Genomic DNA, 24,680 nt, shown 5'->3' with positions numbered 1-24,680 from the left:
CACCCCCGCCGAAGCCCTCACCGAACACCAGACCCTGATAGCAGCCTGACCAGCAAATCCACGAAGACCTGTCCAAGATCCTTGACACAGCCCACAGAGCGGCCCTCGGGTGGCGCTGGGACTGGTCGGTAAGGGCAATCATCCGTCCGCAGTACTCGCCGAGCGCGCGATTGCCGAGTTCCGTCCCACCGCCCTGCTATTCGTCGGTGTGGCCGGCGGTCTGCGGCCCAGCGTCGCACTCGGCGATGTCGTCGTCGCCAGCAAGGTCTACGCCTACCACGGAGGCACCAGCGAAGACGACGGGCTGAAGGCTCGGCCGAAGGCGTGGGAGATCCCGCACGAGGCGGACCAGGTCGCGCACCATGTTGCCAGGGTCGGCGAATGGTGTCGTGATCTCGCCGCCGGTTCCAACCCTCGGGTTCACTTCGGCGCGATCGCCGCCGGGGAGGTCGTGCAGGACTCCGCGATCTCCGTCCAGGCTCGGTGGATTCGGCAGCACTACAACGACGCGGTGGCGATCGAGATGGAGGCGGCCGGTGTCGCGCAGGCCGGCCACCTCAATCGAGCGCTTCCGGTGGTGGTCGTACGAGGCATCAGTGACCGGGCCGACGGAAGCAAGGCCGTCACTGACGGCCAGAACTGGCAGCCACGAGCCGCGCGTCACGCTGCCGCCTTCGCCACCGCGCTGGCCCAGGAACTGACCATTGACAGCGGCCGCCGTGACAACGGTACGCCAAGCGGACACGGGAGCGCTCCGATGCCCATGAAGAACGAGAACCACGCCACCGACAACGCCCGGGTCGGCGTGCAGGCTGGCCAGATCCACGGCAACGTCACCATCGGCGCCAGCCGGGAGGAACCGGTCGACCTCGCGATCAGCATCGCCGACCTACGAAGCCGGCTCAAGCAGGCATGCCTGGATGGCCGGCTGGACGAAGAGACCTACGCAGCGGCTGAGGCAGAGCTGGACGCGGCGACCGGCTGCCTGCGAGACGGATCTGCCACCGACCGCAGCGGGTTCCTGATGTCCCTCAAGCGGCTGCGGGGCTTGGTTGCCGACGTGTCTGAGCTGGCCGCAAGGCTGGCAATGATCATCGCGGCCGCGCGAGGCATAGCGTGACAACGCACCCCACCCACAACGTCGCCCAGGGCAACGCGTACGTCGGCTTCCAAGCGGGCGTCATGACCGGCGACGTTCACCATCACCACCACGCGCCCCCAGACCCCAGCTCCACTCCCCAGGGCGAGTTCGAGGCCGGCGTGCAGTACCTCGACAGGTTCCTGCTCGGCACCGCACGAAAGCACATCGAGCGGGCGGTCACCCGTGGCTACCCCATCACCGCCCGAGTCCAGTTCTATCGACTGGTCGCCTTGCTCAGTGGGCGCACACCGCGCCAACTGGAAGCCGAGGAGTGGCGGCGCCTCCTGGCGATCTGGGACGACCCGCCCGACCTCGACGAACGTGATGAGTGGACGTTAGGACTCCAGGCCATCCTGCGCCTACTCAACTCGGATGACACTGCCGTACCGGAAGCCGTGACCAAGGAGCTTGAGTCGCTGCCTCCACGCCAGCAGCGCTACATCTTCAACCATCTGGACGGACTGCTGGAAGGGGCATTGCGGAACAGGCTGTGGCAGAAGTCGGTCGCCCAGGCGCAGCAGCAGCGGACGGCCGGTGACCGGCTCGGCCGAGCGTGGAAGTTCTTCCATCCGACGCCCATACCGCCGAGGACCCGGCCGGTCGCGCCGGCCGCCATCGCGATGTCGGACCGCGCCAAAGTGGGAATTGGAGGTGCTCTGCTCCTGCTGGCGACAGCCAAGCTGACCGTGCTGCTGGCCGCTAACGGCGAGTTCGGGGGGTTGTTTGGCCTGTACGGTGCGGCGGCTGGGCTGGCGGCCTTCGGTGTCGGCGGGGCGGACCGGCACTTCCGGCACCGCCGCCGGCGGGCGAAAGACAACGAGCTGCGGCCACCCCGCCGTCGGCACACCGACGCTCGACCGGGCGGTTTCGCCGGCAAAATCGACCGACTCTTCACCCACTACTTCGCTCGCTACGTGCCCGACAGGATGGCCAGCGCCCAATGGCTCGCCGAGACCGCCGGCATCCGCCGGCACTTGCGTAACGAGGTGGTCGACGCCTATCGGGAGGAGCGCGTCAACGCGGAACGGGTCGCCTGGCTGGTCCGATACCTGACGAGTGACGTAAGGACCCGCTGGACACAGGGAACCCTGACCGCATACCGCCAGGAACTGCGTGTGCCGCTCTCGATATGGCTGCTGCAAATCGTCGGAGCCATCGCCCTCATCACCGGTCTCTTATGGGCAGCCTCGGGCGTCTTCTCGGCTGCCGTCCTGCCCGGCACGCTCTGGCTGGCGCTGACCGTGCCAACAGCGATAACCGCGACACGCGCGTCGTTCCGCATCGTCGCCGAGCGTCGGCGGGTGATCGCCGACAACGCCCATCGGGCCAGCGAGCAGGCCAGACGGATGGAGGCGTATCACCGTTGGACGGCCAAGCTCGCCGACAAGCCAACAGACACCGAGATGGCCGCATGGCTGGAGTGCGACCGCAAGGTCATCACCGACCGGGCCCTGCAACAGTTCCGGCTCCAGCCGAGCCAGGTCGTCGCTCACGCCTTCCTGGAAGCACCAGCGAGTTCCGCTCGAAAGAGACGTGCTGAGGACGGCCCGTGGCGGTACACCCACTATCGGCTACTGCTCTTCCTTCTTACCGAGGATGGAGTTCGGCAGATTGACCTGGAGCTGGACTTCAGACGGGCTGAACACCATGACACACAGCGGCTCAACTACCGGTTCCACGCGATCTCCGCCGTCCGGATCGATGGACTAGAACTGGGTAAACCGACCTTCCACCTGACGCTGAACAGTGGCGAGAGGATCACGGTTCAGGTAACCGGCACGGACACTAAGCCGACCGAACGCAACGATGACCCCAGCCCAGTCACCGCCCTGACTGTCGACGCCTCGGGACTCAGCCAGACCCTGCACGTGCTGGAGGGCGTCGCGGCCGAGGGCAGGGACTGGGTGCGACACCGCCGAGAGCAGGCCGACGACCGACTCGCCGAGCTGTCCCGTCGCACCCGGGGCCTGCTCGACTAACCTCACCCAGACAGAAAGAGCAGCGTTATTGGCCCGGATCAGCGAGAGGCGGGCCTGCGGTTTGGTGGGCTTCTTGACGAACCAGCGGCGCCCGGCGGCTCGACGCCGTAGGACAGGCAGCGGAGCCTTGGATACCGAAGACCATGAACGCGGACGCGAGTGGCAGGTCGAGCACACCGACGAACCTACATGCCCACACGCTCGTGGAACCTCAATTCTCATCCATGCGGGCGGGCCGGGTCAGCCTATGACGCGCACGTCTGGCCATCGCTCGGCGGGGCGGTGCCGGGCCAGTCGTTGTCGGGAGACGTCGAGGCTGACCCGGGCCGGGTTTCGTCGCCAGACTCCCTCGAGGAGGTCGTCGAGGCCGTGTGGGGCGCAGATGTCGATCCGATCGTGCTCGTCGAGGCGGGCAATGGCGGGCCAGGTCGGGACCTGTTCGAGGACCCGCTTAGCGGGGCGACGACCGCGGGCTGAGCGTTGTCGGCATCGATGACAACCGCCAAGCGGGTGGTGCTCTGGCCGCTGTTGTTGTCCATGCTTTCACCTGCCGAGTGGGGTGGGGTCGCGTTAGTTGCAACCGGCGGCTGCGCAGCGGGTGCCGACGAAAGTGTGGCGCGGATCGGCATGAGGAACGGAACCGTGGCCAATGCCTGGTCGCCGCAGCGGAAGTACGCGAAGAGTCCGCTCACTCGAAGATCATGTCGCCGATGCCGTAGTTATCCCACCACGACGGTCGGTGCTTGCGTACGGTCCCGGCGACTCGTGTGAGCAGTAGCCAGTTGCCGTTCAGTACCAGCGCGGCGTCTTCCGTCTGGCTGTCGAGTACGCGGCCTACGGCCGACACCATGTTGGGGATCGCGGCCTCGGGCTGGTCGTTCTTGCGCATGTGGAAGACGACGTTGACGTACACGTCTGGCTCCCACTCCCATTGGGTTCCGTCGTCGTTCTCGGCGTCGAAGTAGCCGTGGCTGCCCCCGGAGACGGTGATGGTGTACCCGAGTTCCTCGCCGAGACCGCCGCTGAGCAACCGAGGGTAGCCGGGCAGAGCCGACTCTTCGACGCCTTCCGGGGCGACGACCAAGGCGACCTGCTCCAGCGGGATGTCACCCGCCAGTGTCAATCGGTATTCGATAGCCACGTGCTGCCTGCCTTCTCAGTCTCGCGGGACGATCTGAATGATCGCACCGCTTCGGGTCACCGCCGCCAGTTCCTTGAGGTGCTCGATCGGCCAGTCGTCGAACTGCTTCTGCAGGGCGGCGAGGTCGCCGCGCCAGTCCTGCAGGTTCAACACCACGCGTTGGGTCTGTTGGCTCGTCACCTTGCCCGAGACCTCCGTCCACACCCCGCGCACCGCCTTGGCGGGAGTGGGCGAGTAGCAGTCGAAGACGTGACCTTCGACCAGGTAATCCGGATCCTTGTCCGGCTTCCCCACGTCGCCGGTCTTCAGCCGTGCATCGGCGATCTCCGGTCTCGTCGGGTTCTGGTGCACCAGGTAGCCCTCGCGTGCCAGGGTGTCGGCGCACTCGTTCTCCAGCTCCAGCGATCGTCGTACCGTGTCGTCCTCGCGGGGTGGGATCTTGGTACGCGGCCCGGTCGGCGACCCGCCCTGAACACCGGTGGGATGCCTGCTCCACGCCGTCGGGCTCCGGCCGTCGGAGGTGCCGTCACTCGAGGCGGGAGCCGTTGGGATCCCGCTTCCGGTGGCGTACGGGGAAGGGCTGGCCGGTGGGGGACCGCCAGCCCCGATCAGTTTCCCGACCCCAGCTGCCGCGCTTCGGCGACGGCCGTATCGACGGCCTGGCGGGCGGAACCAGCGCGCTGGACCACGGACACCAGGACCTGTTTGATGCTCTCCAGTGACTGCAGCAGTGGACCGGGCTGCCCGCCCCGGAGAACTGTGCCGACGAGTTGCTGTGCCTCACCGACCTGGGTGATGACCGCAGCCGCCGCGTCACGGGCGCTGTCGACACCGTCCTGGACCGGCATCAGGATGGCGATGGTCTCTTGGGCAGTGGCTTCGCGGCTAACGGCGGCAGTCATCTTCGTGGCCTCGCCTATCGATCTGGCAATGCCGCCCAATCCGCCCTGGACCGACGTGATCGCATCTCGCACCCGGGCCATGCCCGCTGCCACCGCGGCGAAGCCGGCGCCTGCGGCACGCAGCGCCACCTGTTGCGCCTGGTTGTCGGCAGCGGCGGCCAGCCCCTGGGCTCTATCCACACCGGTCATCAAGACCCGCAGCTCACCGGTGACCAGCTCGACGTGCGACACCGTGTCTCCTATCGATGACCATGGTGAGGGCTGTCCAAGTTACCCGACACCTCGATGCCACGCGTGAGGGGTTGGCTACGCATTCCGGGATCCCTTCCTCAACGTAGGCCGGGCTGACCGGCCTGCGCATCGACCGGCAGGAGCAAGAGGATGGCGGAGCCACAGCGCGGTTTTCGGCGTCCCGCTCGCGTGACTGGTGTGGGGTAGGCGGACGTGGGTACCTCGGCGGCGTGGCCGTCAGCGGCGGCTTGCTCGGCTTTGTTGAGGGGCGTGTCGTTGGTGGTCACCAGGCTTGTGCGTTGTTTGTCGGCTTACTGAGCAATGCGGCTGGACGGCCAGGCGCCCAGCGTGTTGATCACTTTGGGTGGAAGGGGCACAATCGCAGGGTGATCGCGAGCGTGTTCTTCGACGTGGGCGAGACGATCGTCGACGAATCCCAGGAGTACGGGACCTGGGCGGACTGGCTGGGCGTACCTCGGCACACCTTCTCGGCAGTCTTCGGGGCGGTGATCGCTCGCGGCTTGGACTACCGGGAGACGTTCCAGGTCTTTCGGCCCGGATTCAACCTGGACGAGGAGCGGAAGCGCCGCGCGGCCGTCGGCCAGCCGGAGCACTTCTCGGAGGAGAACCTTTACCCGGATTCTCGGCCGTGCCTGGCCGCGCTGCGTGAGTTGGGCGTGCAGGTCGGCCTGGCTGGTAACCAGACGGCACGGGCCGAGACGATTTTGCGCGCCTTGGACCTGCCGGTGGACGTGATCGGCACGTCGGACGGCTGGGGTGTGGAGAAGCCGTCCGCGGCGTTCTTCGAGCGCGTTGTAGCGGAGGCAGGCTGCCCGGCCGATCAGGTGCTGTACGTCGGGGACCGGCTGGACAACGACATCCGGCCCGCACAGGACGCCGGAATCGCGACCGCACTGATCCGGCGCGGCCCGTGGGGGCACATCCTCGACGACAAGGCCGTCAGCGGACGCTGCCTCTTCCGGCTCGACTCGCTGGCTGACCTGCCCGAGCTGGTGCGCAAGCACAACGAGTGCCCAGGAGCGGACGAATTCATGCTAAGCGTCGCGCGGTGTTGACGGTCCGGACTCCGCGTGCGTCGTCCGGCCGTGTTCGCGCTGGTCCGCCGCCCAACCTGCGTGTCGTGATGTTGCGGTTGGCGTCCAATGAGGACGCGAATCCGCGGACGGCGTGGTGAATCCGATTGACGCGGCGTCGTCCGAGCACCAGTAGAGCACCCACGAGCCGACGCGGTCCGGCATCGGTGATTCCATCTGGTGGGCCGCAAGCGCCTGGGTCAGCTACCTGTTCTGCCTGGTCGGCTCACCATTCCCGGTTGGCGATCAGTCGCTCGCTGTCGGCGTCGGTGAACCCGTAGCTCGTCGCGACGAACCAGAAGTCCTCTCCGATCGCTTCACGCGCGACCGTCTCGATCTCGCTGCCGGCCGCCTCAAACTCCGCCTCGAGCAGGTTGAACTCGTCGGTCGCGGCGTCGGTGAGCGTGTAGAGGGCTGCCAGGTCCTTCGGCTGCTCCGCCTCGATCTGCTCGCACAACCGCAGCAGGATCGCTCGGCCCTTGTCGACGACGTGGTCCGGGAAGTACCCGTCCTCGTACAGCTCGTACAGAAAGGCGTACTCCGCCACCTGCTGGTGCGCGATCGGCATGGTCATGCTCCCCTTCGCAGATCCACCGGTCGATCATGCGACACGCTGCCGACACTTTCGGTCCGGCTGAATGCCCAGCACCCAACGCCTCTCGACGCGCTTCAAGCCGCGGGCGGTGCGCCTTCGACGACAGTCATTTTGTCGGTTCGCCCGGCGCGGCGATGTCAGCGCCGCGCCGCATCGGCAGAAGGGAAGCGCGCATCGTCCTGCGGTGTCGCCGGCACCGGGGATCGGCCGGGTTGCGCCGCCACACCCCGTCGAGCAGATCATCGAGGCCATGCGGCGCGCATACCGTGATCTGGTCATGCGCGTCGAGGCATACGGCCACGGCGGTGGCGTACTCGGGCCAGGTGGCGACCGCGTCGGCGATGGTGCGCAACGGCGCCACCCAGTCACCGCCGAATTTCGCCAGATACCAGGTGTGCACGGCGGCCTGGCTCTTCGCCTTCCACGGCGGCTCCGACCAGACCGCCACCAGCCGCCAGGTGGCCCGGTCGTCGTTGTCGCGGCTCAGGTCCGCCGGGTCGAGGAAGACGACATCGATATCACGCACCGATGACGGATCGAACCCGTCGCCGTACCGCTCGCTCCAGACGAGGTCGCGGATGGCGCCCGCTCCGATCCAGGCGTCCGGCAGGCCGGAGTCCCGGACGGCGCCCAGCGCTCGTACCAGCCACGAACTGCGCTGGACCAGATCCCGCAGTTCGTCTTCCCGCATTGGTTCCCCTGGTTGCCGCTGTTGGGATTCTGGTCAGTCGAACAACCGGCCCATGAGGGCACCCTGGCCGAACTGCAGGACGTGCGCGGCCCGTAGCGGTATCCAGAAACACTCGAACCGGGTGGGCTCCCGCTTGCCGTCGTGGTCTTCCTGGCTCCTCCAACGCTCGGGCGTCGCCCCGTGCAACGCCAGTTCGAAGACATGTCGACGCTGGATCTCGAATCGGAGCGGGCTGATGTCGTACTCGATCTCCCCCAGCTTGCGCACGACGCTGAACCCCGTCAGCCCGGTTTCTTCGCGGGCCTCGCGTAGCGCCGCGTCCGCCGGGTCCTCACCCGGGCGGACGCTGCCGCCGGGCACCTGGATGCCTACCTCCACGTAGTTGAAGTCGGTGTGCCGGAAGACGAGCAAGTGTCCTTGCCGCACGACGTAGCAGAGAACTTTGTTGGTGATCACCTTCTCGGGCATGGCGCCTTCCTCCACTCGTTCCCCCCTGGTGCGTCTACCCGGGGTCTGGCAGGTGCGGATCAGGCAGGCCGAAGATGGCTTCCTGGGCCGCTCGGGCGAGGGTGGCCTGGGTGGTGGCGGGTAGGCCGAGCCTGTTCCAGTGGAAGATCACGTGCAATGCGATTACTGCCCGTAGGCCACGGGTGAGGGTGCCCCTTTCCCGTTGGCGGTGTAGGGCTGCGCCGGCGTTCGCGAATTCGGTGTGCCAGTCGCCGGTGGTGCGAGGCGCGCCGAGCAGAATGCGCCGAACGTCTCCCATGAATCTCTCCCACGTGCGCGCATCGGCTGCGGGTGCCTGGTGGAGGTGTGCTGCGCGATGCGCGACGACTCGTGTCCATACGTCGCCTTGCTCGTTGAGGTCCAGCGCTGCTGCACGCATCAGGGCGGTGCACAAGATCAGGGAGTGTTCGCGCCGGGTGGTGGGGTGCTGGTGGAGGTAGGTGAGCAGGTGGCGGCTGTCGTGGTCGAACAGCGTGTGCGCGATGGTCATGGCGTCGTGGCCGCCAAACGCGTGGGTTTCGGGTTCGTAGATGTCGCCGGTCCAGGTGACCCCTTCGGTGAGTAGCCGGCGGGCCTGTTCTCCGCTGTCTGGGCTGTTTGTGGGGAGGTAGCGGATGCGCCAGGCGCCTTTGCGGATGAACCACCAGCAGGTGATCAGGCCGGCGGCCTCGGCGGCGGGAAGCACTCGGCTGAGGTGGGCGACGGCCTGTTGCTCGCGCTCCCGGGCGGTCTGGCCCGGAAAGGTGATGTTGACCTGGTGCCAAGGGGTGTGGTCCACGGCGGCTCTTTCGTCAGGTAAGGAGGAGACAGGCGTCCCAGGCGGTGGTGGTGGCGGTGACGAGGCCGGCCCCTGCTCTGCCGTCGAGGAGCCCTTCGGGCTCGTTGGGAGTGGGGGTGACCTGCCGGTGGAGATCGTCGACGGGGTCGAGGGGTATGGGGGTGAGGGCGTCGGAAGCGATACGACGGGCGGTGGCCAGCAGTCCGGCGGTGCCGTGACACAGGCTTCGGCCGGTGAGCCGCCGGAGTTGTCCGGTATCGGTGACACAGGTCGTGAAGGCGGTCTCGGCGAGGCGCTGCCGGGTGGTGTCGTGCAGGGCGTGTGCGGCGAGTTGCTGCGCGCGGGCGATGCCGGGGGTGCCGTAGCACCAGGACGGCCGCAGCGGGGTTTGTTGGGCCGGTGTTGCCCGGTGTAGGTCGGTGAGGGTGATAGTTTGCGGCCACCAGATCGTGCCGTCGGTGTGCTGCTGCCAGGCGTCCAGCCATCGGCTGATGCGGTTGATCGCCGTAGTGTGGCCGGCGACGGTGATGCCGTCGAGGAGGGTGAGCGCGAGCAGTGCCAGTGGGCCGCTGATGCCGTGGGCCAGGCCGAAGTTCGCGTGACCGCCGACGGGTGGTGGCTGACGGCGTTCGGGCCCGTTCCAGCACCACCACCCGGGTAGCTCGCCTCGCGGTTCGGTGAGCCGGACGAGGTAGTCCAGGACCTGACGGAGCAGGTCGTCATCGCCGAGCCGGCGTAGGACGACGCCGAGCCCGGTCAGCCCGCGGATGAGGTCGTACTCGGCGTAGTGCGGCTGCTGGTGTCGGTCGATGCGGCGATGGGCGGCGTCGAGCCGCCGGCGGGTCACCGTGGCGGTGCCGTCGGCGGTGGCCGCTCGGGCCTGGGCGAGCCCCGGATGGTCGGTGGTGGCGAGCACGAATGCGAGCGCGGGAGCGCCGTAAAAGAGGCTGGCGCCTTCGGCGATGCTCACGCCACCGGCGGTGGCATCGCGTAGCGCCTCGTACGCTGCGGGCCGGTTGCCGGTTTCCAGGTGCAGCAGGGCGATGCCGGCCGCGCCGTCGGCGAGGGACTGTCCCGCGGTCACGGCGTATGCCCGGCGAGGGTGGTGCGGGCGGTGGTTCGGGCCAGTCGCAGGCAGTGCCGTTCGGAGGCGAGGTCGACGCCGATCATGCGGGCGTGGTGCAGGTGCAGCAGATCACCCAGCACCTCGTCGGGGTCGAGGCCGTCATGGACGACCAACGACCGGTAGGCGGCCAGCGCTGCCGCGAGTCGCTCGTCATGCACTGGGCGCCGGGCTTGTTCGAGCTGGGCGGGGTCGAGGCGGGGACCGGTCCGGTGGGCGACGTGGGTGGCGAGCCAGCGCGGCCCGTCACCGGTGAAGCCGTCAGCGATGGCGATCATCCCGGCGGCGGTGGCGGCTTGTCGGTCACCGGTGAGCCTGTGCAGGGCGGCACGGGAGTCGGCGGCGAACACCCGCTCGGCGGCGGCGAGGGTCGCTGCGGCACCGTGGCGGGTCTCCGGACGGTACGGGTGCAGGCTGTAGTCGTGTACGACGGCGTCATCGTGCAGGTGCTGCACCCAGCCGGCGAGATGACGGGAGGCGTCGGCGAACCGGTCGGCGTCCGGAAGCGGGATGCGCAGCCGCAGGTGCGGCTCGGGATCGGGATACCGCAGGAACCACCAGCCGGCTGGGAGGTGGTCGGCGGGGCGGCCGGCGAGGTCGGTCAGGATGTCGTCGAGTCGACCGTGTAGGTGTGCCTCCAGCCAACCTGACCGCCCAGGCCAGTGCTGAGCAGTGGTAGCGGTCCGGGCTGGCCGGGTTGCTCGGGTGGCCGGCGCGGAGTGGGTGAGGGTGAGCAGAAGTTCGGCGGGGCGGTCGTCGATCCAGCCCGCAGCCCCTGCAGCCTCGGTGGTCACGGTGCGGGGATGCCGGTCGAGGTGGTCGCGCAGGACCGCCAGGTGGGCGTCCTCGTCCAGGTCAAGGCGTAGGCGGATGTCATCGTCGCCGACCAGGACCTGCTGCGGGATGTGCCGCTGCTGGCGGTGTCGCTGCCAGGCGGCGCGCCACTGCGGCCAAGCAGTGCCCGGGGCGGGAAGCACAGTGGAGTCGATGATCCAGCGGGCCGGGTGCACGATCGTGCGCCCACGGCGTATACGGGGTAGGAACGGCAGGCCGCTGGCGTGTCCCCAGTCGAACCGGCTGCACGGCGCCGTCCATGCGGTCCAGATCTCGGCTAGGAACCGCATCAGCGGCTGCTGCAGCGTGGGCAGCAGCACGCTGTTGAACAACAGCGGTTCGACGGGCTGACCGGTGGCCAGCGATACCAGCCACAACCGGCGTCCGTCGCCCGTCACAGCCAGATCCTCGACCGTCCACGGCGGTGCCAGGTGGAAATCGCCGACAGGAAGTACGGGCAGCAGCTCGGGCGCCCGGGCCACCGCGGTGAGCCGGGCGTCCAGTGGGGGCCCGGACAGCTGCACCGTGGCCGCGCCGGGCAGGGCGGTCGGCAGATTCCGGTAGACCTGCTGGAATCCGGCGAGTTCGGCGGCGGTGAGCAGATGCAGGAACCGGGCCGCGGCGACCCCGGCGTGACGGGACCCGCTGAGCACCGTCAGGGTAAACGCGCCGCGATCCAGATCGTGCGGGGTGTCGGCGGCGAGGGTGAACCGCAGCTCGGTGTGCGGGATCGGCGGCCGGTCGTCATCCCCGCGCAGCCGGTCAATCAGCACGTCGTCGAGCACCACCTCGGCGCAGCCGTCGAGTGCGGCCTGCTGCGCGAGCTGTCCGAGCAGCCGGTCGCGGGCGCTGAACAGCGCTGGGGCGCGGCGAGTGGACCCCCGGTAGCCAGCCGGAAAACCCAGCACGTTCAGCACATCACGGATGGGAACAGCCGCTCCTGGACCCCACCGCTCGATGAACGCATTGTGGTACTCAGCCCATCCGACCGCATGAGGTGGTGCTACCGCCACGAGCGTCGACGCGGCCCGCTCCGCCTCACGCAGTACCGGCGGGGGCAGGGTCACCGCGATGTCGGCGCGCAGATCAATGGCGACTCGGCTGCCTAGCTGCGGGATGGCGTAGTGGCGGGCGACGTGTGCGGCCGGGTCGGTGGCGGTCATGGGCGGGCGCAGGGCCGACAGCAGCACCCCGCTATGGACCAGTTCCGCCAGCAGCCGCTCAGCGTCGGTGACGCTGGCGGGTCCGGCGACCGTCGCGGCGAGTTCGGCGAACCCGACCGGGGACCGCGCCGCTTGGATTGCCGCAAGGATCGGGCCGGTCAGGCGAATCTCGACGTCCCACCGTCGGTCACCCTCGGTGTGGGCACAGGGCAGCATCCACTTGTTGCCGCGCCGGTATCCCAGCGAGTTCGTCACCACCGCGACAGCGCGCAGAGTGGCCAGGTTTTGTTCGGCCTGCGCGGTGTGCTCGGCGATGAACTGACCGTCGGGGCGGGAGACCGCGCGATGGGCCCCGCCCAGGCGGACCGTCGCGCGAGCGCCGAACTGGACCGGGGCCACGCCGGCGAACGTGCCGAACGGGGTCGCGCGGGTGGTCCAGCGCAGCAGGTATCGGACCGCTGACTGCACCAGGCGCCGCAGCCGCTGCTGAGGCACCGGCTCACCGTCCAGAGCACGTTGGATCTGGTCGGCCAGCTGCGGCGCCGCGCAGGCGACGGCCGCCGCGAACCCGGGAAGCCTCCACGTCTTGTCCAGCCACTCGCGCCACTGATCCGGATGACCGTGAGCTAAGTCGGGCCAGGCAGGCAGCACGAGGCCCTTCGGGTAGACGGCGATCCTTATCAGCGCCGCACCAACTGCGGGAACCATGATGCACCACCGAATCGATGGGCCCGGCGCGCTCGACGCCGGGCCCGATCATGAGAGGAACGGATGGGTCAGTTGCCGCCGTCGCACCTGGTGGTGCAGGCGTTGGAGCCGGTGTTGCCCGAGCCGCACCCGTCGTCGGTGGCGGTGGCGTAGCCGCCCGCGGTGGGGCCGGCGTCGACCAGGCTGACGTCCAGGGCGAACTCCGGGGCATCGGTTTCGTTCACGTGCGTTCCCTTCTATGCGGGGGTGAAGGTGAGGACGAAGCGGCTGTGCCGCTTGCCCAGCACCGTCCCGGCCGGCAGGTCGCCGTCGGGAGTACCAGCGGGCAGGACGTGCAGCACCGGCGAAGGGCTGCCCGCATCCAGCCACGCGCGCATCTGTCCGACCATCCGCCCGGCCGCCGCTGCGGCATCGGGCCCATGTGCACAGGCGCCGAGGTCGAACATGTCGTCGTCGTTCCAGCGCAGCGCCGAGCGGTAGCAGAACGCGCCGTTGTCGAGGGCGGCCGGTGTGCCAAAGCGCCACGCCGGGGCGACGACACCCGCATCGACGGCCTCCTGCTGAGCCGTGAGAACAACGAACTGCTGCCCCGCATCGGTGATGAGGGTCGCCAACCACAAGTCGAGGTCAGCCAGGACAGTGCGAGGGGGGAGGCTCACCCCGGCCCATGCCTGCGCCGGTGGCTGCGCCAACAGCTCACCGACGGCGTGCCGGTTGACCTGCTGGTCCTCGTCCAGCCGCAGGTGGACCCCGTCAGCGACGTCGACGTACCGCACCTGATGTGCCCCGGCACCCTGCATCGACACGAACCCGCACAACCGCTGGCTGTGGCTGACCAGCCGGTCGCCGGTCCGGCGCATCGCCCACGAGCGGGTCATCCCGAACGTCCGCAGCGGTACGACAAGCGTTCCGTTCTCGGCGAGCTGCGCGGTCCAGGCCGGGGAAATGTCCCAGGCGCCGACCGTGACGATGATCAAGTCGTATGGACGGCCCGGGTTGACCGGTTGCTCGGCGTCCGCGCACACCACGACCACGTCGTCGTAACCCGCCGCTGTGAGGCAGGCGGTGGCCCGGTCGGTCACCTCGCGATCGATGTCTACGGTCGTGACCGAGCCCGACGGGCCGACCAGCTCGCGCAGCAGCGCGGCGTTGTATCCGCCGGAGCCGATCTCGAGGACGTGGCGGCCGGGCAACCCGCCGTCGATGGCGTCGGCTGCCTGACCGAGCATCTCCGCGATGAGCCACGGCGCCGACACCGAGCTGACCGCCTCGTCGCCGATCCGCTTGGTCACCACGGCCTGGTTAGCCCGATACGCCTCCGCCAGCGCGGCATCCGGAGTGAACAGATGGCGTGGCACGGACCGCAGCGCCGCCTCCACCTCAGGCCGCATGATCAACCCTTTCTCCGCGTGATCAGCGACGAGCTGATCGACCATTGCGGCATGGAGGTCCTCGCCGCTCGCCGTGTCGACACTCATTCGGGTGCTCTCCCTTTCCATCAGGGCCTCCCGATCGGATGGCCCGCCGTTCCGCTCTTCTCAACAGAGCGTCAAGCCGCTGGACACGCCAAGTCACATTGGAGTCTGAAGTCGATGTGGTGCCGGTCGAAGGTGACGTCCTGCTGGCGCACGTGAGTGGCCACGTGATATGCGCGGATGTTCATGCGCATGACCGTGCCTACGGCGGCAAGGCCGAGGGCGCAGCCGGCGTGTGTCAAGATCACGCCGACGGAGCGGTCTCCTGCTCCACTGCACCTCCCGCGCTCGTCCAAGTCAGAGGCGAATCTGACGAGTAGCCAGCGCCCCGTCTCCACACTCACCCGTCGAGTCGATGGAGTGAATGCCAAGCATGCGGACGAAGCGGTTGTCCGCATGTGCATCACCGATGAGCTTCTCCCGCATCTACGCATCTCGGCGTTCTTGGTTGCGCCGCACTGAACACTGAGTGACCCTATGTGCGCGATATCCATGCTGCTCATCGCCATGGTGGTGCGAACAGCCCGAGGAGGCGCTATGGGCCAGACCCCGCGGATGCTCCAGCCGTCCCTGTCCGAGCGCCACTTCTTCGGTGCCGAGCTGCGTCGGCTGCGGGAGCGGGCCAACCTCTCGCAGGCGCGACTCGGCGCGATGATCCGATTCAGCGCCGACCTGGTGCGTCGGATCGAGACAGCGGACCGTTTCCCATCCCGGGAATTCGTCGAGGCCTGCGACAGGGCGTTGGCGGCTGGAGGGGCCTTGACCCGTCTGCTACCGCTTCTCGAGGAAAGTCGTGCCAGCGAGGGTAAGCGGACAGCTTCCCCGAGAGGTCCTACCAACGCCGACACCCTGCTGCCCGCCCAACCGGCGGAGGCGCCCGGGGTGGCGGACATGGTCGTCCGTGTCCCCTTCCAGCCAGGCGTTCTTGACCGTGCCGCGCTGGACTGGCTGAACGCCTCAGCGGGACCCCGCCTGTCCATGGCCGGACGACCCGGCTCGCCTGATCAAGTTGACGAAGAGGATCTTCACTCAGCGGAGACCGCCCTGGCGATGTTCCGGCAGTTGGACCACACCCACGGCGCCGGACGGATCCACGCCCAGGTGCAGCGGTACATCGAAGGCGAACTGAACCGGCTGCTGGCGAACACCCCCACTTCCGAGGCTGTCGGCCGGCACCTTTACACCCTGGCGGCGGGATTCTTCGAGCTATGCGGATACCAGGCGGTCGACAGCGGCGCCCATGGCCTCGCCCAGCGCCGCTACCTTCGCGCTCTACGTCTGACGGAAGCCGCCGACGACCGCCTGTACGGCAGCTACCTTCTCGCCGTGAACATCGGCCACCTCGCGCTGCACTGCGGCCACCCCGAGCCGGCACATCGCATGGCGCTGACGGCGGTGAGAGGAAGCGAGACCCAGGCGACTCCCGCTGTGGCCGCCGCGCTGCACGCGGTGGTGGCGCGCACGCACGCCCGCCTTGGACGCGAGGGCGACTGCCTGACCCACGTCGGCGTCGCGGAGAGGGAACTGGCTCGCAGCAAGCCCGAGGACGAGCCGGCGTGGATCCGGTACTTCAACGCGGCGTACCTCGCCGACGAGATCGCCCACTGCTTCCACGACCTGGGCCGACCGCAGCAAACCCAGCGGCACCTGGGCGATGCCCTCACCGCGCTGAGCCCCACCCACGTCCGGCGACTCGCCATCGACACCGCGCTCCTGGCCTCATCGCTGGCCGCAGCCGGCCGCATCGACGAAGCCTGCGCCACCGCACGCCAGGCAGTTGACCACGCCGCACGAACGAGCTCACACCGTTGCCTGCAGCGCATCGTCGAGGTACAGGCCGACCTCGAGCCCTACCGGTGCGAACCGGAGGTCCGCGAGTTCGATGAGTACGTGCGTCACCGACTACCGCTGGCAGCCGTGTAACCCCCGTGACCGTTGGCCGCATCCGCCATCACCGAGCGGTAGTGAGCCAGCTCCGCCTCCAGCGCCGCACCCGCCTGGCTGGACGTCGCCACATAGTGACCAACATCAGGAAGAAGCAACACCTCGGACGCCGTGCCGAGAGACGCCAACTCGTCGGCGAGTTCGCGCACATCCTCGACCACGGCCACCTCGTCCGCGGTGCCATGAATGAGCAGCACCGGCCGCTGGACAGCGGCGGCACGGACCCGGCCGGCACCACCTCGCAGCCGCATCGCGTGCGCCCGCTGGAACCGCGGCACCGTCTCCGCCCACCGGTCAGGATCCACGATCGCCGACACGGCGGTGCCAGCGGCGAACGGGCCGTCCTGTGCCACCGCGTGCAACGCGGTGTATCCGCCGGCGCTGGCACCACGGATGAACACCATTCCCGGCACCGCCCGCCCCGTTGACAGCAGGTGAACCGCCACCGCCGCGCAGTCATCAACGTCGTCCAGACCCCACCGGCCGTACAGCGATTCCCGGAACCCCCGGCCGTAGCCGGTGCTACCCAGGTAGTCGACATCAACGACGGCGAAACCGCGACTGGTGAAGAACTGCGTCTGCCAGTCCAGGCGCAGCAGGCAGGAGGCGGTAGGCCCGGGATGCGCCCGGACGATCACCGGTGCCCGCCAGTCCGCCGCCGAGCCCGTCGGCGGATACACCAGGGCAAGCACCTCCCGATCGCTCGCCACTCGAACACGCAGCTCCGTCGGCGTCGATACGAGCGCCCCGTCGAGCTCGGCGTGCTCCGGCCTGGCAAGCACCTCGACCTGCGGATGGGCGCCAGCTAGATCCACGAGCGCGACCTGCGGGGCTGCGGTCGGTGACGATCCGATCAACGCCACCGTCATCCCTCGGACGGCCAGATACGGCTTGATCGACGTATACGGGAGGTCGACCGGGCGGACAGTGCCGTCGGGCTCGATGACGACAAGGCGGTGTCGCGGCCCCTCCTGCACTGCCACGACGATCCGACCGTCATCGAGGAAGCCGTACGACGCATAACCCAACTCCCACGGCTCCGCAGCACACTCACCCGCGATCGGTGCCACCACCTCCACCTCGAGGCCATCCCACCGGTAGAGGTTCCACCAGCCACAGCGGTCCGACACGAAGTACAACGCCCCATCGGGTCCCCACCGCGGCTCCACCGCCGATTCATCCGGACCGCCGGCCAGTTTCACCGGGTCCTCGACCACACCACGCGGCGAGTAGGAGGCCACCCACACCTCACACGCATCCCAGGGCATGCCGCGCTCGCCCCACGCGGTCCAGGCAAACAACTCTGGACCTGGCCGAGGCGCGCCGAGGAACCCCCGGGACACGGCGAGAGTCCGCATCTGCGGAGCACCGGTGAGCGACACCGCGACGAGTGCGTCACCCTGCTCCGACTCCCGCACAGCCAGCAACTCGCCGTCGCCGACCGTCAGGTCACCGAAGGATCCCTGGCTGACCAAGTCGAGTTCCTCGCCGTGACGACGGCTCCGGTAGAGGCCATCTCCGCCGACGCACCACAACGTTCCCTCGACGACAGCGAACGATCCGCCTCCATATGCGTGAACGCCGCTGCTGATGCCGAAGCCCTCGGGACTGACATCACGCTTGCCCTCGCCTGGCCGCCAACGTGTCAGCGTCGCAACCCCGCCGGCGTCGGGGCGAGTTTCCAGCCAGTAAAGGCCGCCATCGCCGGTACGCAGTTGGTCATAACTCACCGAGGCGCGGACGGCGTCGTCCGCCGACACTTCAGCGATCCTGTCCGCTAGCCTCACGGGTCCTCCTCGAACAACTTCCACGCGCGACCGGACGACGGCGGCTCGTCAACCGGTCGCCGGGCCACCGGCAAGGCCAGCAGACGCCTCGGTCCTCCGGGCCGGCGCGAGTGCTCAGACGTGGCCGACTCTACGCCCGAGCGTCATGTCTGCGCCGCTGGATGTCCCTCTCAAACTGCCCGCTGGCCCGTTCGTTCTCGCGGTACGACGTCGATGCGGACAACAGTTCGTGTCCGCATCTTCGGTATCGACCAAGCCATTCGAATCGAGCGACCATTCGGAGCGTAGGGCCATTCACAGGTGGCACCGCAATAGATGTTTCGCCGCCGATAACGACCTCAATGGAAGGATGCGATGCAACTACAGGAGGAATTGGCGCGCTACGGCTATCGCCAGGAGTTGGCCCGGCGGCTGCGGTTCCGGGATCTGGTCGCGTACGGGCTGGTGTACATGGTGCCGATCGCGCCGATGGCGATCTTCGGCAGCGTGTACGCGGGCTCGGGTGGGATGGTGGCTCTGGCGTACGCGGTCGGTGTGGTGGCGTTGGTGTTTACGGCGTTCTCGTACGCACAGATGGTGAAGGCGTTCCCGATGTCGGGAAGCGTCTACAACTACGCGGGCCGGGGCATCAGCGCCCCGGTTGGTTTCCTGGCCGGCTGGGTGATCCTGCTCGACTACGTTCTCGTCCCGGGGCTGCTGTATTTGGTGGCGTCGGTGGCGATGCACGCGACGGTGCCGGCGGTGCCGGTGTGGTTGTGGCTGCTCGGGTTCGTCGCGGTCAACACGGTCGTCAACTCGGTCGGGATCCGGATGACCGCGGTGGTCACCCGAGTCATGCTCGTCGGCGAGCTGATTGTCCTGGCGATCTTTCTGGCCGTCGCCGGCTGGGCCCTCGCCTCGGGCAGGGGCCGGTTCAGCTGGGACGCCATCTATAACGCCGACACGTTCACCTGGTCTCTGGTGGCGGGGGCGGTGTCGATCGCGGTGCTGTCCTTTCTCGGCTTCGACGGGATCAGCATGTTGGCCGAGGAGACCAAGGGCGGCTCCCGGCAGATCGGCCGGGCCATGGCCGCCGTCTTGGTCTTGGCCGGCGTGCTGTTCATCGCGCAGACGTGGCTGGCCGCGATGCTCGTCCCCAATCCCGACGCGCTGCTGGCTGAGGGCGACGTGAACGGCACCGCGTTCTACGACGCCGCTGCCGTGGCCGGCGGGGGCTGGTTGGCGACTTTGTGTGCGGTGGCGACGGCGATTGCGTGGGGGTTGCCGAACTCGATGGTCGCGCAGGTCGCCACCTCGCGGTTGTTGTACGCGATGGCCCGGGACCGGCAGCTCCCGGCGTTCCTGGCGAAGGTGTCGATCCGTCGCAGCGTGCCGATCAACGCGACCCTGCTCACCGGCGTGGTGTCCCTCGGGCTCGGTCTGTACATGGCCACCCGGGAGGACGGAATCACCCTGTTGTCGTCGCTGATCAACTTCGGGGCGATGGTCGCCTTCCTCGTCCTGCACGTCTCCGTCGTCGTGCACCACCTCATCCGCAGACGCAGCGGGAACTGGTGGGCGCACCTGGTCATGCCCGGCATCGGGTTCGTGATCCTCGCCTACGTGGTGGTCAACGCCAACATCGCCGCCCAGCGATTGGGCCTGGCCTGGCTGGCCCTGGGCGTGGTCGTCCTTGCCGGCCTGTACCTGTCGGGGCGCCGGCCGGTGCTGTCCGGCCTGGCACCCGCCGCACCACAGCAGCCGCGTGACGTGGAGAGGGTGTGACCGGCATGGAGAAGATCACCTACCGGCCGGCGCGGGACGAGTTCGCCTACACCTTCGGCGGTCGGATGCCGGTCGCGCATGTGCGTTCCGGTGACGTGCTGGAGGTGTTCACGGAGGATTGCTTCGGCGGTCTGGTGCGGGGGCCGGGAGACCTGCCGTCGCAGGTGTGCCACATGCCCTATCTCAATCCCGTGTCGGGGCCGTTCTTCGTCGAGGACGCTGAGCCCGGCGACACCCTCGCCATCCACCTCGCCTCGATCATGCCGGCCCGGGATTGGGGCGTGTCCTCGACGTTCCCACACTTCGGCGCCCTCACATCAACCTCCCACACCGCCACCCTCCAGCCACCCCTGGAAGAACGGGTATGGATGTACGGCATCGACCGCCAGGCCGGAACGGTGCGGTTCAAGGCCACCGAAAGCGACCACACCGTCGACCTCCCGTTGGACCCGATGATCGGCACGATCGGCGTCGCGCCCGGCGCCATGGAGGCCCGCTCCACCATCGTTCCGGACACCCACGGCGGGAACCTCGACACGCCCCATCTGAGAGCCGGAAGCACCCTGTATCTCGGCGTGAACGTGCACGGGGCGATGCTCGCCCTCGGAGACGGCCACGCCTGCCAGGGCGAGGGCGAGGCCTGCGGCGTCGGGGTCGAGATCGCCACCACCACAACCCTGATCATCGACGTCATCAAGAGTGCGCCGACGGTGTGGCCGCGCCTGGAAACCGACACGTCGATCATGTCCATCGGGTGTGCCCGGCCGCTGGAGGACGCCTACCGCATCGCCCACCACGACCTGGTCGGCTGGGTCAGCACGCTGACCGGCCTGGACACCCTCGACGCCTACCAGCTGGTGTCACAGGCGGGCTGGGCACCGATCGGCAACGTGTGCGACCCGAACTACACCGTCCTCGCCGCCGTCGACAAGGCGCTGCTACCTGCCCCTGCGACCGCCTACGACGGGGTGCACGACCGGCTGCGCCAGCCCACTGCCGGGCTGCGGTAGGAGCGACGGCAAATGAGCATGCCTCGACTGCCGCTGCGCGACGAGCTGTTCCTGCTCGGCCACAACGACGACACCGGCCAGCCGCACATCCACCGCCAAGCCCTCGCCCTCGGCCTCGCCGGCGCGGTGCTGATCGACCTGTTCCTGGCCGGACGGATCGTCCTCGGCCCGAACGACGACCGTCCCGCCGCGGACCGGTGGCTGCGCCTGCACTTCGACCGACCGGTAGGCGATCTCATCGCCGACACCGCGCTGGCCTCCATCAGCTACGCCCGCACTACCCCACTGGTGAAGGTGTGGCTGCGCGGGTTCGCCGACGACCTGTACGAGCGCACCCGCGCCGGACTCGTCGCCGCCGGGATCCTCCGGCACATCGTCCGCCGCCGCCTCGGTGGCATCGTCCGCACCGACACCTACCTCGCGACCGACAACAAGTGGGCGGTCGTCGCCCGAGCCCGCATGCGCTACCTCGCCGCCGGCCGGGAACAACCCGACAACCACACCGCCGCCCTCGCCGGCCTCGTCGCCGTCCTCGGCCTGACCGCCCACCTCTACCTCGACGACGACACCACCACGCTGACCGCGCACCTGAAGACCATCGCCGGTCAGCACCACCGCCCGGTCCGCGACATCACCGCCACCGTCGACGCCGCGGTCGGTGACCTCGCCACCGCCACCTACCGCTAACCCATCGGAGCACAACCATGTCCTCGCGCAGTCGTGTTCGTGCTGCCCGCTGGTCGGACCGAGAGGCCGTCGCCGGGCTGATCGCCGACGCCCTGAACCCCACCCCGCTCGCCGCCTGGCTGATACCCGACCCGGCACGACGGCGCCAGGCCCTGGCCGCCGTCGCCGTGATCTGGGTGGAGCACGCGATGTTCTTCGGCGACATCCACCTCACCGACGACCTCACCGCCACCACCGTCGGCTTCCACCGCTACCGGCCCATCCCACCACCGGCCAACTACCACACCCGACTCCGCGAGGCCGCCGCGGCGCACGCCGACCGGTTCGAGGTGCTGGACACGCTCGTTGCCGACAGGCAGCCCACCGAGCCGCACTACCACCTGGCGGTGCTCGCCGTGCACCCCGACGCTCGGCACGCCGGGTTGGCCAGGGCGATGCTGCGCTACCACCGTGACCGCCTCAACCGCGTCGACCTGCCGTCCTGGACCACCACCCTCACCGGCGGCGACCGTCTGCTCGCCCGCTACGGCTACACACCCCGACCCGCCGTCACCCTGCCCGACGGCCCGACTCTGCACCCGATGCGCCGCAACACCCACCGCGACAACCCCGCGATGCCCATCAACGACACCCGCCCCGACGCCCACTGGCACGACCTCCACGCCTAACCGCCGGCCGGCCCGGCCGAAATCCCGGCGCAGGCCGCCCACAGCCATCCCACGGACACCGACATCACCCATGGCCTTCACCCGCAGATACCCGCCAGACCTGATCGACACCGTCGTCCAGCGCGTCGCCGACGCCCGCGCCGTCCGCGCCTACGGCGCCATCACCACCGTCGCCCGGCAACTGAACCTCGACCCCCGCCTCGTGCAGAAGTGGGTCACCAAAGCCACCACACCACCCGCCGCCACACCCGCCGAGGCCCATAATCCACGGGAGGTATACCTGCCAGCGGGGCTGCTGCACTGCGGGTTCTGCCACCAGGACATGAACCCGACCGAGCCGCCGGACCCCGCGCCCGGCTACCAGTGCCCGGCCGGCTGCCGACCCCGACCCCTCGCCGCTGTTGCCCTCGCCGACACCGTCGGTCGAGCGATCCTGCACCACGCGCCACGTCTCACACCCCGGACCGGTGTACCGAGGCCTCCACACCTGCTCGTCATCCACGCCGACCGGGTCCTCGCCCGCATCACCGCCGGCGCCACCGCCCGGGACCTCACCCTCACCTGGCGGCCCGAACCCCTGCTCGTAGTCGACCAGCACGACGCCGAACGCGGACGGCGTCTCGCCGTCGCCCGCATGCACGCCGCCACCGACCCCCTACGTGCCCGGCGGCTCCTGCGCGACACGCTCGCCGGTGTCGACCCCGCCACCGCGCCCGCCCACCCTCTATACGCCGGCGCCGCCACCCTCCTGGCCGAACTACTTCTGCGCCTCGACCAGGCCACCGACGCCGTCGGCTGGGCCACCTACGCCCACCACAGCATGCGCCACCTCCACAGGCCAACCCAGCCGCGCGCCCTCGATGCCCTTCACCTCCTCGCCCTCGCCCACCGGCGGGCCGGACACCCCCAACGCGCCCACCACCTCTACCGGCAACTCGCCGAGCACCTCGCCGCCACCGAAGGCCCGCACGCCCACCGCACCCTCGCCACCCACGCCAACACCGCCCTCGCCCTGCACGATCTTGGCCACTGCCACGCCGCCCGAGCCCTGCTCGCCGGCACCATCACCATCCACCGCCGCCACCACCCAGGCCACCCCGCCACCGCCCGCATGACCCACCACCTGACCCGCATCTGGCGCGACTGCGCCGCCCAAGGCCACCACCACGAGCAGGACACCTGACCCCGCCCACGACGTACCCGCGAAGATCTAGATACGCGAGCGAGCGCGCACGCCAGGCCTGCACGCTTCGGGTAACCTGTGGGCCTGCGGGCCGTTAGCTCAATGGCAGAGCTGAGGACTTTTAATCCTTAGGTTCTGGGTTCGAGTCCCAGGCGGCCCACCACGGAAACCCCTGGCCAGCCTCGATGTCGGAGACCCGGACGAACCGCAGCAAGATCCGGGCCAACGCTGCCAGTCCGTACCGAGTCCGCAGCAGCACGAGCCGCCGCCCGGTCGGGCGCGGCGGCCGTGGGAACCGCCGCGCCTAGGACGAGTCACCGCCGGCCTTGGTGGGATGCGGCTCGGAGTGTGCGGGGCCACCCCTCCAAGGTCAAGGGCGCTTCGCGTCGCTGCGCGAGGCACTGCGGGCCCTCTAGCCTGGCGGTATGGTCACGAGGTCCAGAGACGGAAGGACGTGGCGCATCGGAACGAGCGCTGAGGTCGGGTGGATCGCCGATGGCACATCCGTGGGCCGGACTATCACCGCCGCCATCCCGCCGGTTTTCGAGGCGTACGCCACGGTCGTGCTGCCCTATGGAGGCGAGGGACAGGACGAACATGACCGGGCCGTGCTCGCACTGCTCGGCGAGCAGTCGGCGAGCCAGCCGTGGTGGCTGGGGTATCTCGACACCGGCGCTGACGACGTCGTCTTCCCCGACGCGCCCAAAGTCACCTTGTATACGGGCTGGCACTACGTGCTGGTTGAGGCCGGGCCGGAGCAGGCTGCCACCTGGCGCCAGAGCGGCGACTGGTCGTTCTGGAAGGGCGCCTTGCCTAACTTGATGTTCCCCACAGACCGTTCGTGGCTGGTTTCGACGCTGTGGGATGACGACTGGACCTGCATCGGCGGACCGGCCAGGCTGGTGGACAAGTTCCTGCGTCACTCTGGCTTGCAGGCCAGGCCGGTTACCCTCGGCCAGGACGCCACGCCCCCCGGTCATCAGGCGCTGTAACTCCGCTTCTGAGCTGACCTGCCCGAGTATCCACGGGCCTATAAGCCCAGGTTCCCGCCGGCTTGGCTATATCGCCTGGACAGCTGGGAGCCGACTGGGTCGACGGGTTGACAGCCTTGGCTCGCGTTCACGAGGAGGGCCCTACTGCCAGGCTGGTTCGGACCGAAAGATGGTTTTCAGGCCGGCCCGTGGGCTGTGTCAAGGATCTTGGACAGGTCTTCGTGGATTTGCTGGTCAGGCTGCTATCAGGGTCTGGTGTTCGGTGAGGGCTTCGGCGGGGGTG

The 24,680-nt window shown here is 68.8% G+C and carries 23 protein-coding genes, 1 tRNA gene and 1 pseudogene; 11 read left to right on the top strand and 14 right to left on the bottom strand.

Annotated features, from left to right (window positions below; genetic code table 11):
- Positions 1-94: 94 nt before the first annotated feature.
- Together ACGF5G_RS34785 and ACGF5G_RS34780 are read left to right on the top strand one after the other, a co-directional pair.
- A pseudogene (locus ACGF5G_RS34785) lies at positions 95-1,120 on the top strand (purine phosphorylase); the annotation flags it as partial.
- The gene (locus ACGF5G_RS34780) at positions 1,117-3,120 is read left to right on the top strand and encodes a hypothetical protein (protein ID WP_393271045.1); all 2,004 of its coding nucleotides are present in this window, start codon (positions 1,117-1,119) and stop codon (positions 3,118-3,120) included. The pseudogene ACGF5G_RS34785 and the gene ACGF5G_RS34780, both read left to right, overlap by 4 nt.
- A gap of 240 nt (positions 3,121-3,360) precedes the next feature.
- Here ACGF5G_RS34780 and ACGF5G_RS34775 read toward each other — a convergent pair whose 3' ends face one another.
- From ACGF5G_RS34775 to ACGF5G_RS34760, 4 genes are all read right to left on the bottom strand, one after another.
- Entirely contained in the window at positions 3,361-3,537 is a 177-nt protein-coding gene (locus ACGF5G_RS34775; protein WP_393271049.1) for a nucleotidyltransferase family protein, read from the bottom strand.
- 271 nt (positions 3,538-3,808) lie between these two features.
- Positions 3,809-4,261 (bottom strand): SitI3 family protein, encoded by a 453-nt coding sequence (locus ACGF5G_RS34770; RefSeq protein ID WP_393271043.1) that lies wholly within the window; start codon positions 4,259-4,261, stop codon positions 3,809-3,811.
- 15 nt (positions 4,262-4,276) lie between these two features.
- Positions 4,277-4,699 carry a hypothetical protein gene (locus ACGF5G_RS34765; RefSeq protein WP_357704124.1) on the bottom strand — a complete coding sequence of 141 codons (423 nt, stop codon included), beginning with the start codon at positions 4,697-4,699 and terminating at the stop codon, positions 4,277-4,279.
- Between the two features lie 170 nt (positions 4,700-4,869).
- Complete coding sequence (locus tag ACGF5G_RS34760) at positions 4,870-5,394, bottom strand: DUF6244 family protein (protein ID WP_393271040.1); 525 nt, start codon at positions 5,392-5,394, stop codon at positions 4,870-4,872.
- Between the two features lie 386 nt (positions 5,395-5,780).
- Between ACGF5G_RS34760 and ACGF5G_RS34755 the strand changes: the two genes are divergently transcribed.
- Positions 5,781-6,470, top strand: coding sequence for an HAD family hydrolase (locus tag ACGF5G_RS34755; protein ID WP_393271037.1), 690 nt, complete (start codon positions 5,781-5,783; stop codon positions 6,468-6,470).
- 244 nt (positions 6,471-6,714) lie between these two features.
- Here ACGF5G_RS34755 and ACGF5G_RS34750 read toward each other — a convergent pair whose 3' ends face one another.
- The 9 genes from ACGF5G_RS34750 to ACGF5G_RS34710 form a co-directional block, all read right to left on the bottom strand.
- A complete protein-coding gene (locus ACGF5G_RS34750) occupies positions 6,715-7,062 on the bottom strand; it encodes a DUF5713 family protein (RefSeq protein WP_393271034.1) in 348 nt (115 codons plus the stop codon).
- Between the two features lie 127 nt (positions 7,063-7,189).
- On the bottom strand, positions 7,190-7,774 hold the full coding sequence (locus tag ACGF5G_RS34745; protein ID WP_393271031.1) for a nucleotidyltransferase family protein: 585 nt from the start codon (positions 7,772-7,774) through the stop codon (positions 7,190-7,192).
- A 33-nt stretch (positions 7,775-7,807) separates the two neighbouring features.
- Positions 7,808-8,242 (bottom strand): NUDIX domain-containing protein, encoded by a 435-nt coding sequence (locus ACGF5G_RS34740; protein WP_393271028.1) that lies wholly within the window; start codon positions 8,240-8,242, stop codon positions 7,808-7,810.
- Positions 8,243-8,276: 34 nt separating this feature from the next.
- Entirely contained in the window at positions 8,277-9,059 is a 783-nt protein-coding gene (locus ACGF5G_RS34735; protein ID WP_393271026.1) for a thiopeptide-type bacteriocin biosynthesis protein, read from the bottom strand.
- Between the two features lie 13 nt (positions 9,060-9,072).
- Positions 9,073-10,143 carry a lanthionine synthetase C family protein gene (locus ACGF5G_RS34730; protein WP_393271023.1) on the bottom strand — a complete coding sequence of 357 codons (1,071 nt, stop codon included), beginning with the start codon at positions 10,141-10,143 and terminating at the stop codon, positions 9,073-9,075.
- Positions 10,140-12,887, bottom strand: coding sequence for a lantibiotic dehydratase (locus ACGF5G_RS34725; protein ID WP_393271020.1), 2,748 nt, complete (start codon positions 12,885-12,887; stop codon positions 10,140-10,142). The genes ACGF5G_RS34730 and ACGF5G_RS34725 overlap by 4 nt, the downstream gene beginning before the upstream one ends.
- Before the next feature lie 68 nt (positions 12,888-12,955).
- Positions 12,956-13,111: an FxLD family lanthipeptide gene (locus ACGF5G_RS34720; RefSeq protein WP_393271017.1), complete on the bottom strand. Its 156-nt coding sequence runs from the start codon at positions 13,109-13,111 to the stop codon at positions 12,956-12,958.
- Between the two features lie 12 nt (positions 13,112-13,123).
- On the bottom strand, positions 13,124-14,365 hold the full coding sequence (gene fxlM / locus ACGF5G_RS34715) for a methyltransferase, FxLD system (protein ID WP_393271015.1): 1,242 nt from the start codon (positions 14,363-14,365) through the stop codon (positions 13,124-13,126).
- Between the two features lie 294 nt (positions 14,366-14,659).
- Positions 14,660-14,788 (bottom strand): hypothetical protein, encoded by a 129-nt coding sequence (locus ACGF5G_RS34710; RefSeq protein ID WP_393271012.1) that lies wholly within the window; start codon positions 14,786-14,788, stop codon positions 14,660-14,662.
- 111 nt (positions 14,789-14,899) lie between these two features.
- Here ACGF5G_RS34710 and ACGF5G_RS34705 point away from each other — a divergent pair, with 111 nt between their 5' ends.
- Complete coding sequence (locus ACGF5G_RS34705; protein ID WP_393271010.1) at positions 14,900-16,285, top strand: helix-turn-helix domain-containing protein; 1,386 nt, start codon at positions 14,900-14,902, stop codon at positions 16,283-16,285.
- Here ACGF5G_RS34705 and ACGF5G_RS34700 read toward each other — a convergent pair.
- Entirely contained in the window at positions 16,258-17,445 is a 1,188-nt protein-coding gene (locus ACGF5G_RS34700) for an alpha/beta hydrolase family protein (RefSeq protein ID WP_393271047.1), read from the bottom strand. The genes ACGF5G_RS34705 and ACGF5G_RS34700 overlap by 28 nt on opposite strands.
- Positions 17,446-18,447: 1,002 nt before the next feature.
- On the opposite strand from ACGF5G_RS34700, the gene ACGF5G_RS34695 reads away from it, so the two are divergent.
- The 7 genes from ACGF5G_RS34695 (at position 18,448) to ACGF5G_RS34665 (ending at position 24,397) form a co-directional block, all read left to right on the top strand.
- Entirely contained in the window at positions 18,448-19,857 is a 1,410-nt protein-coding gene (locus ACGF5G_RS34695; RefSeq protein WP_393271008.1) for an APC family permease, read from the top strand.
- The gene (locus ACGF5G_RS34690) at positions 19,854-20,867 is read left to right on the top strand and encodes an acetamidase/formamidase family protein (protein WP_393271005.1); all 1,014 of its coding nucleotides are present in this window, start codon (positions 19,854-19,856) and stop codon (positions 20,865-20,867) included. Before ACGF5G_RS34695 ends, ACGF5G_RS34690 begins: the two co-directional genes overlap by 4 nt.
- 12 nt (positions 20,868-20,879) lie before the next feature.
- The gene (locus ACGF5G_RS34685) at positions 20,880-21,554 is read left to right on the top strand and encodes a GPP34 family phosphoprotein (RefSeq protein WP_393271002.1); all 675 of its coding nucleotides are present in this window, start codon (positions 20,880-20,882) and stop codon (positions 21,552-21,554) included.
- Positions 21,555-21,571: 17 nt separating this feature from the next.
- Positions 21,572-22,222 carry an N-acetyltransferase gene (locus ACGF5G_RS34680; RefSeq protein WP_393270999.1) on the top strand — a complete coding sequence of 217 codons (651 nt, stop codon included), beginning with the start codon at positions 21,572-21,574 and terminating at the stop codon, positions 22,220-22,222.
- Between the two features lie 70 nt (positions 22,223-22,292).
- Positions 22,293-23,405 carry a hypothetical protein gene (locus ACGF5G_RS34675; protein WP_393270997.1) on the top strand — a complete coding sequence of 371 codons (1,113 nt, stop codon included), beginning with the start codon at positions 22,293-22,295 and terminating at the stop codon, positions 23,403-23,405.
- Positions 23,406-23,493: 88 nt separating this feature from the next.
- Positions 23,494-23,568: transfer RNA gene (locus ACGF5G_RS34670), tRNA-Lys, on the top strand.
- A gap of 262 nt (positions 23,569-23,830) precedes the next feature.
- Positions 23,831-24,397: a hypothetical protein gene (locus ACGF5G_RS34665; RefSeq protein WP_393270995.1), complete on the top strand. Its 567-nt coding sequence runs from the start codon at positions 23,831-23,833 to the stop codon at positions 24,395-24,397.
- The last annotated feature ends 283 nt before the right edge of the window (positions 24,398-24,680 follow it).

The organism is Micromonospora sp. NPDC047730, from assembly GCF_043204765.1.
Taxonomy (GTDB): Bacteria; Actinomycetota; Actinomycetes; order Mycobacteriales; family Micromonosporaceae; genus Micromonospora.
Note: the sequence above shows the minus strand (reverse complement) of the source record. Positions and strands in the feature narration are given on the sequence as shown.

Bases quoted from the DNA above. Each gene is read 5' to 3' on its own strand.
- ACGF5G_RS34750 (WP_393271034.1), bottom strand. From the start codon at position 7,062: ATGACCATGCCGATCGCGCACCAGCAGGTGGCGGAGTACGCCTTTCTG.
- ACGF5G_RS34745 (WP_393271031.1), bottom strand. From the start codon at position 7,774: ATGCGGGAAGACGAACTGCGGGATCTGGTCCAGCGCAGTTCGTGGCTG.
- ACGF5G_RS34740 (WP_393271028.1), bottom strand. From the start codon at position 8,242: ATGCCCGAGAAGGTGATCACCAACAAAGTTCTCTGCTACGTCGTGCGG.
- ACGF5G_RS34725 (WP_393271020.1), bottom strand. From the start codon at position 12,887: ATGGTTCCCGCAGTTGGTGCGGCGCTGATAAGGATCGCCGTCTACCCG.
- fxlM (WP_393271015.1), bottom strand. From the start codon at position 14,365: ATGAGTGTCGACACGGCGAGCGGCGAGGACCTCCATGCCGCAATGGTC.
- ACGF5G_RS34710 (WP_393271012.1), bottom strand. From the start codon at position 14,788: ATGCGGGAGAAGCTCATCGGTGATGCACATGCGGACAACCGCTTCGTC.
- ACGF5G_RS34705 (WP_393271010.1), top strand. From the start codon at position 14,900: ATGGGCCAGACCCCGCGGATGCTCCAGCCGTCCCTGTCCGAGCGCCAC.
- ACGF5G_RS34695 (WP_393271008.1), top strand. From the start codon at position 18,448: ATGCAACTACAGGAGGAATTGGCGCGCTACGGCTATCGCCAGGAGTTG.
- ACGF5G_RS34685 (WP_393271002.1), top strand. From the start codon at position 20,880: ATGAGCATGCCTCGACTGCCGCTGCGCGACGAGCTGTTCCTGCTCGGC.
- ACGF5G_RS34680 (WP_393270999.1), top strand. From the start codon at position 21,572: ATGTCCTCGCGCAGTCGTGTTCGTGCTGCCCGCTGGTCGGACCGAGAG.
- ACGF5G_RS34675 (WP_393270997.1), top strand. From the start codon at position 22,293: ATGGCCTTCACCCGCAGATACCCGCCAGACCTGATCGACACCGTCGTC.
- ACGF5G_RS34665 (WP_393270995.1), top strand. From the start codon at position 23,831: ATGGTCACGAGGTCCAGAGACGGAAGGACGTGGCGCATCGGAACGAGC.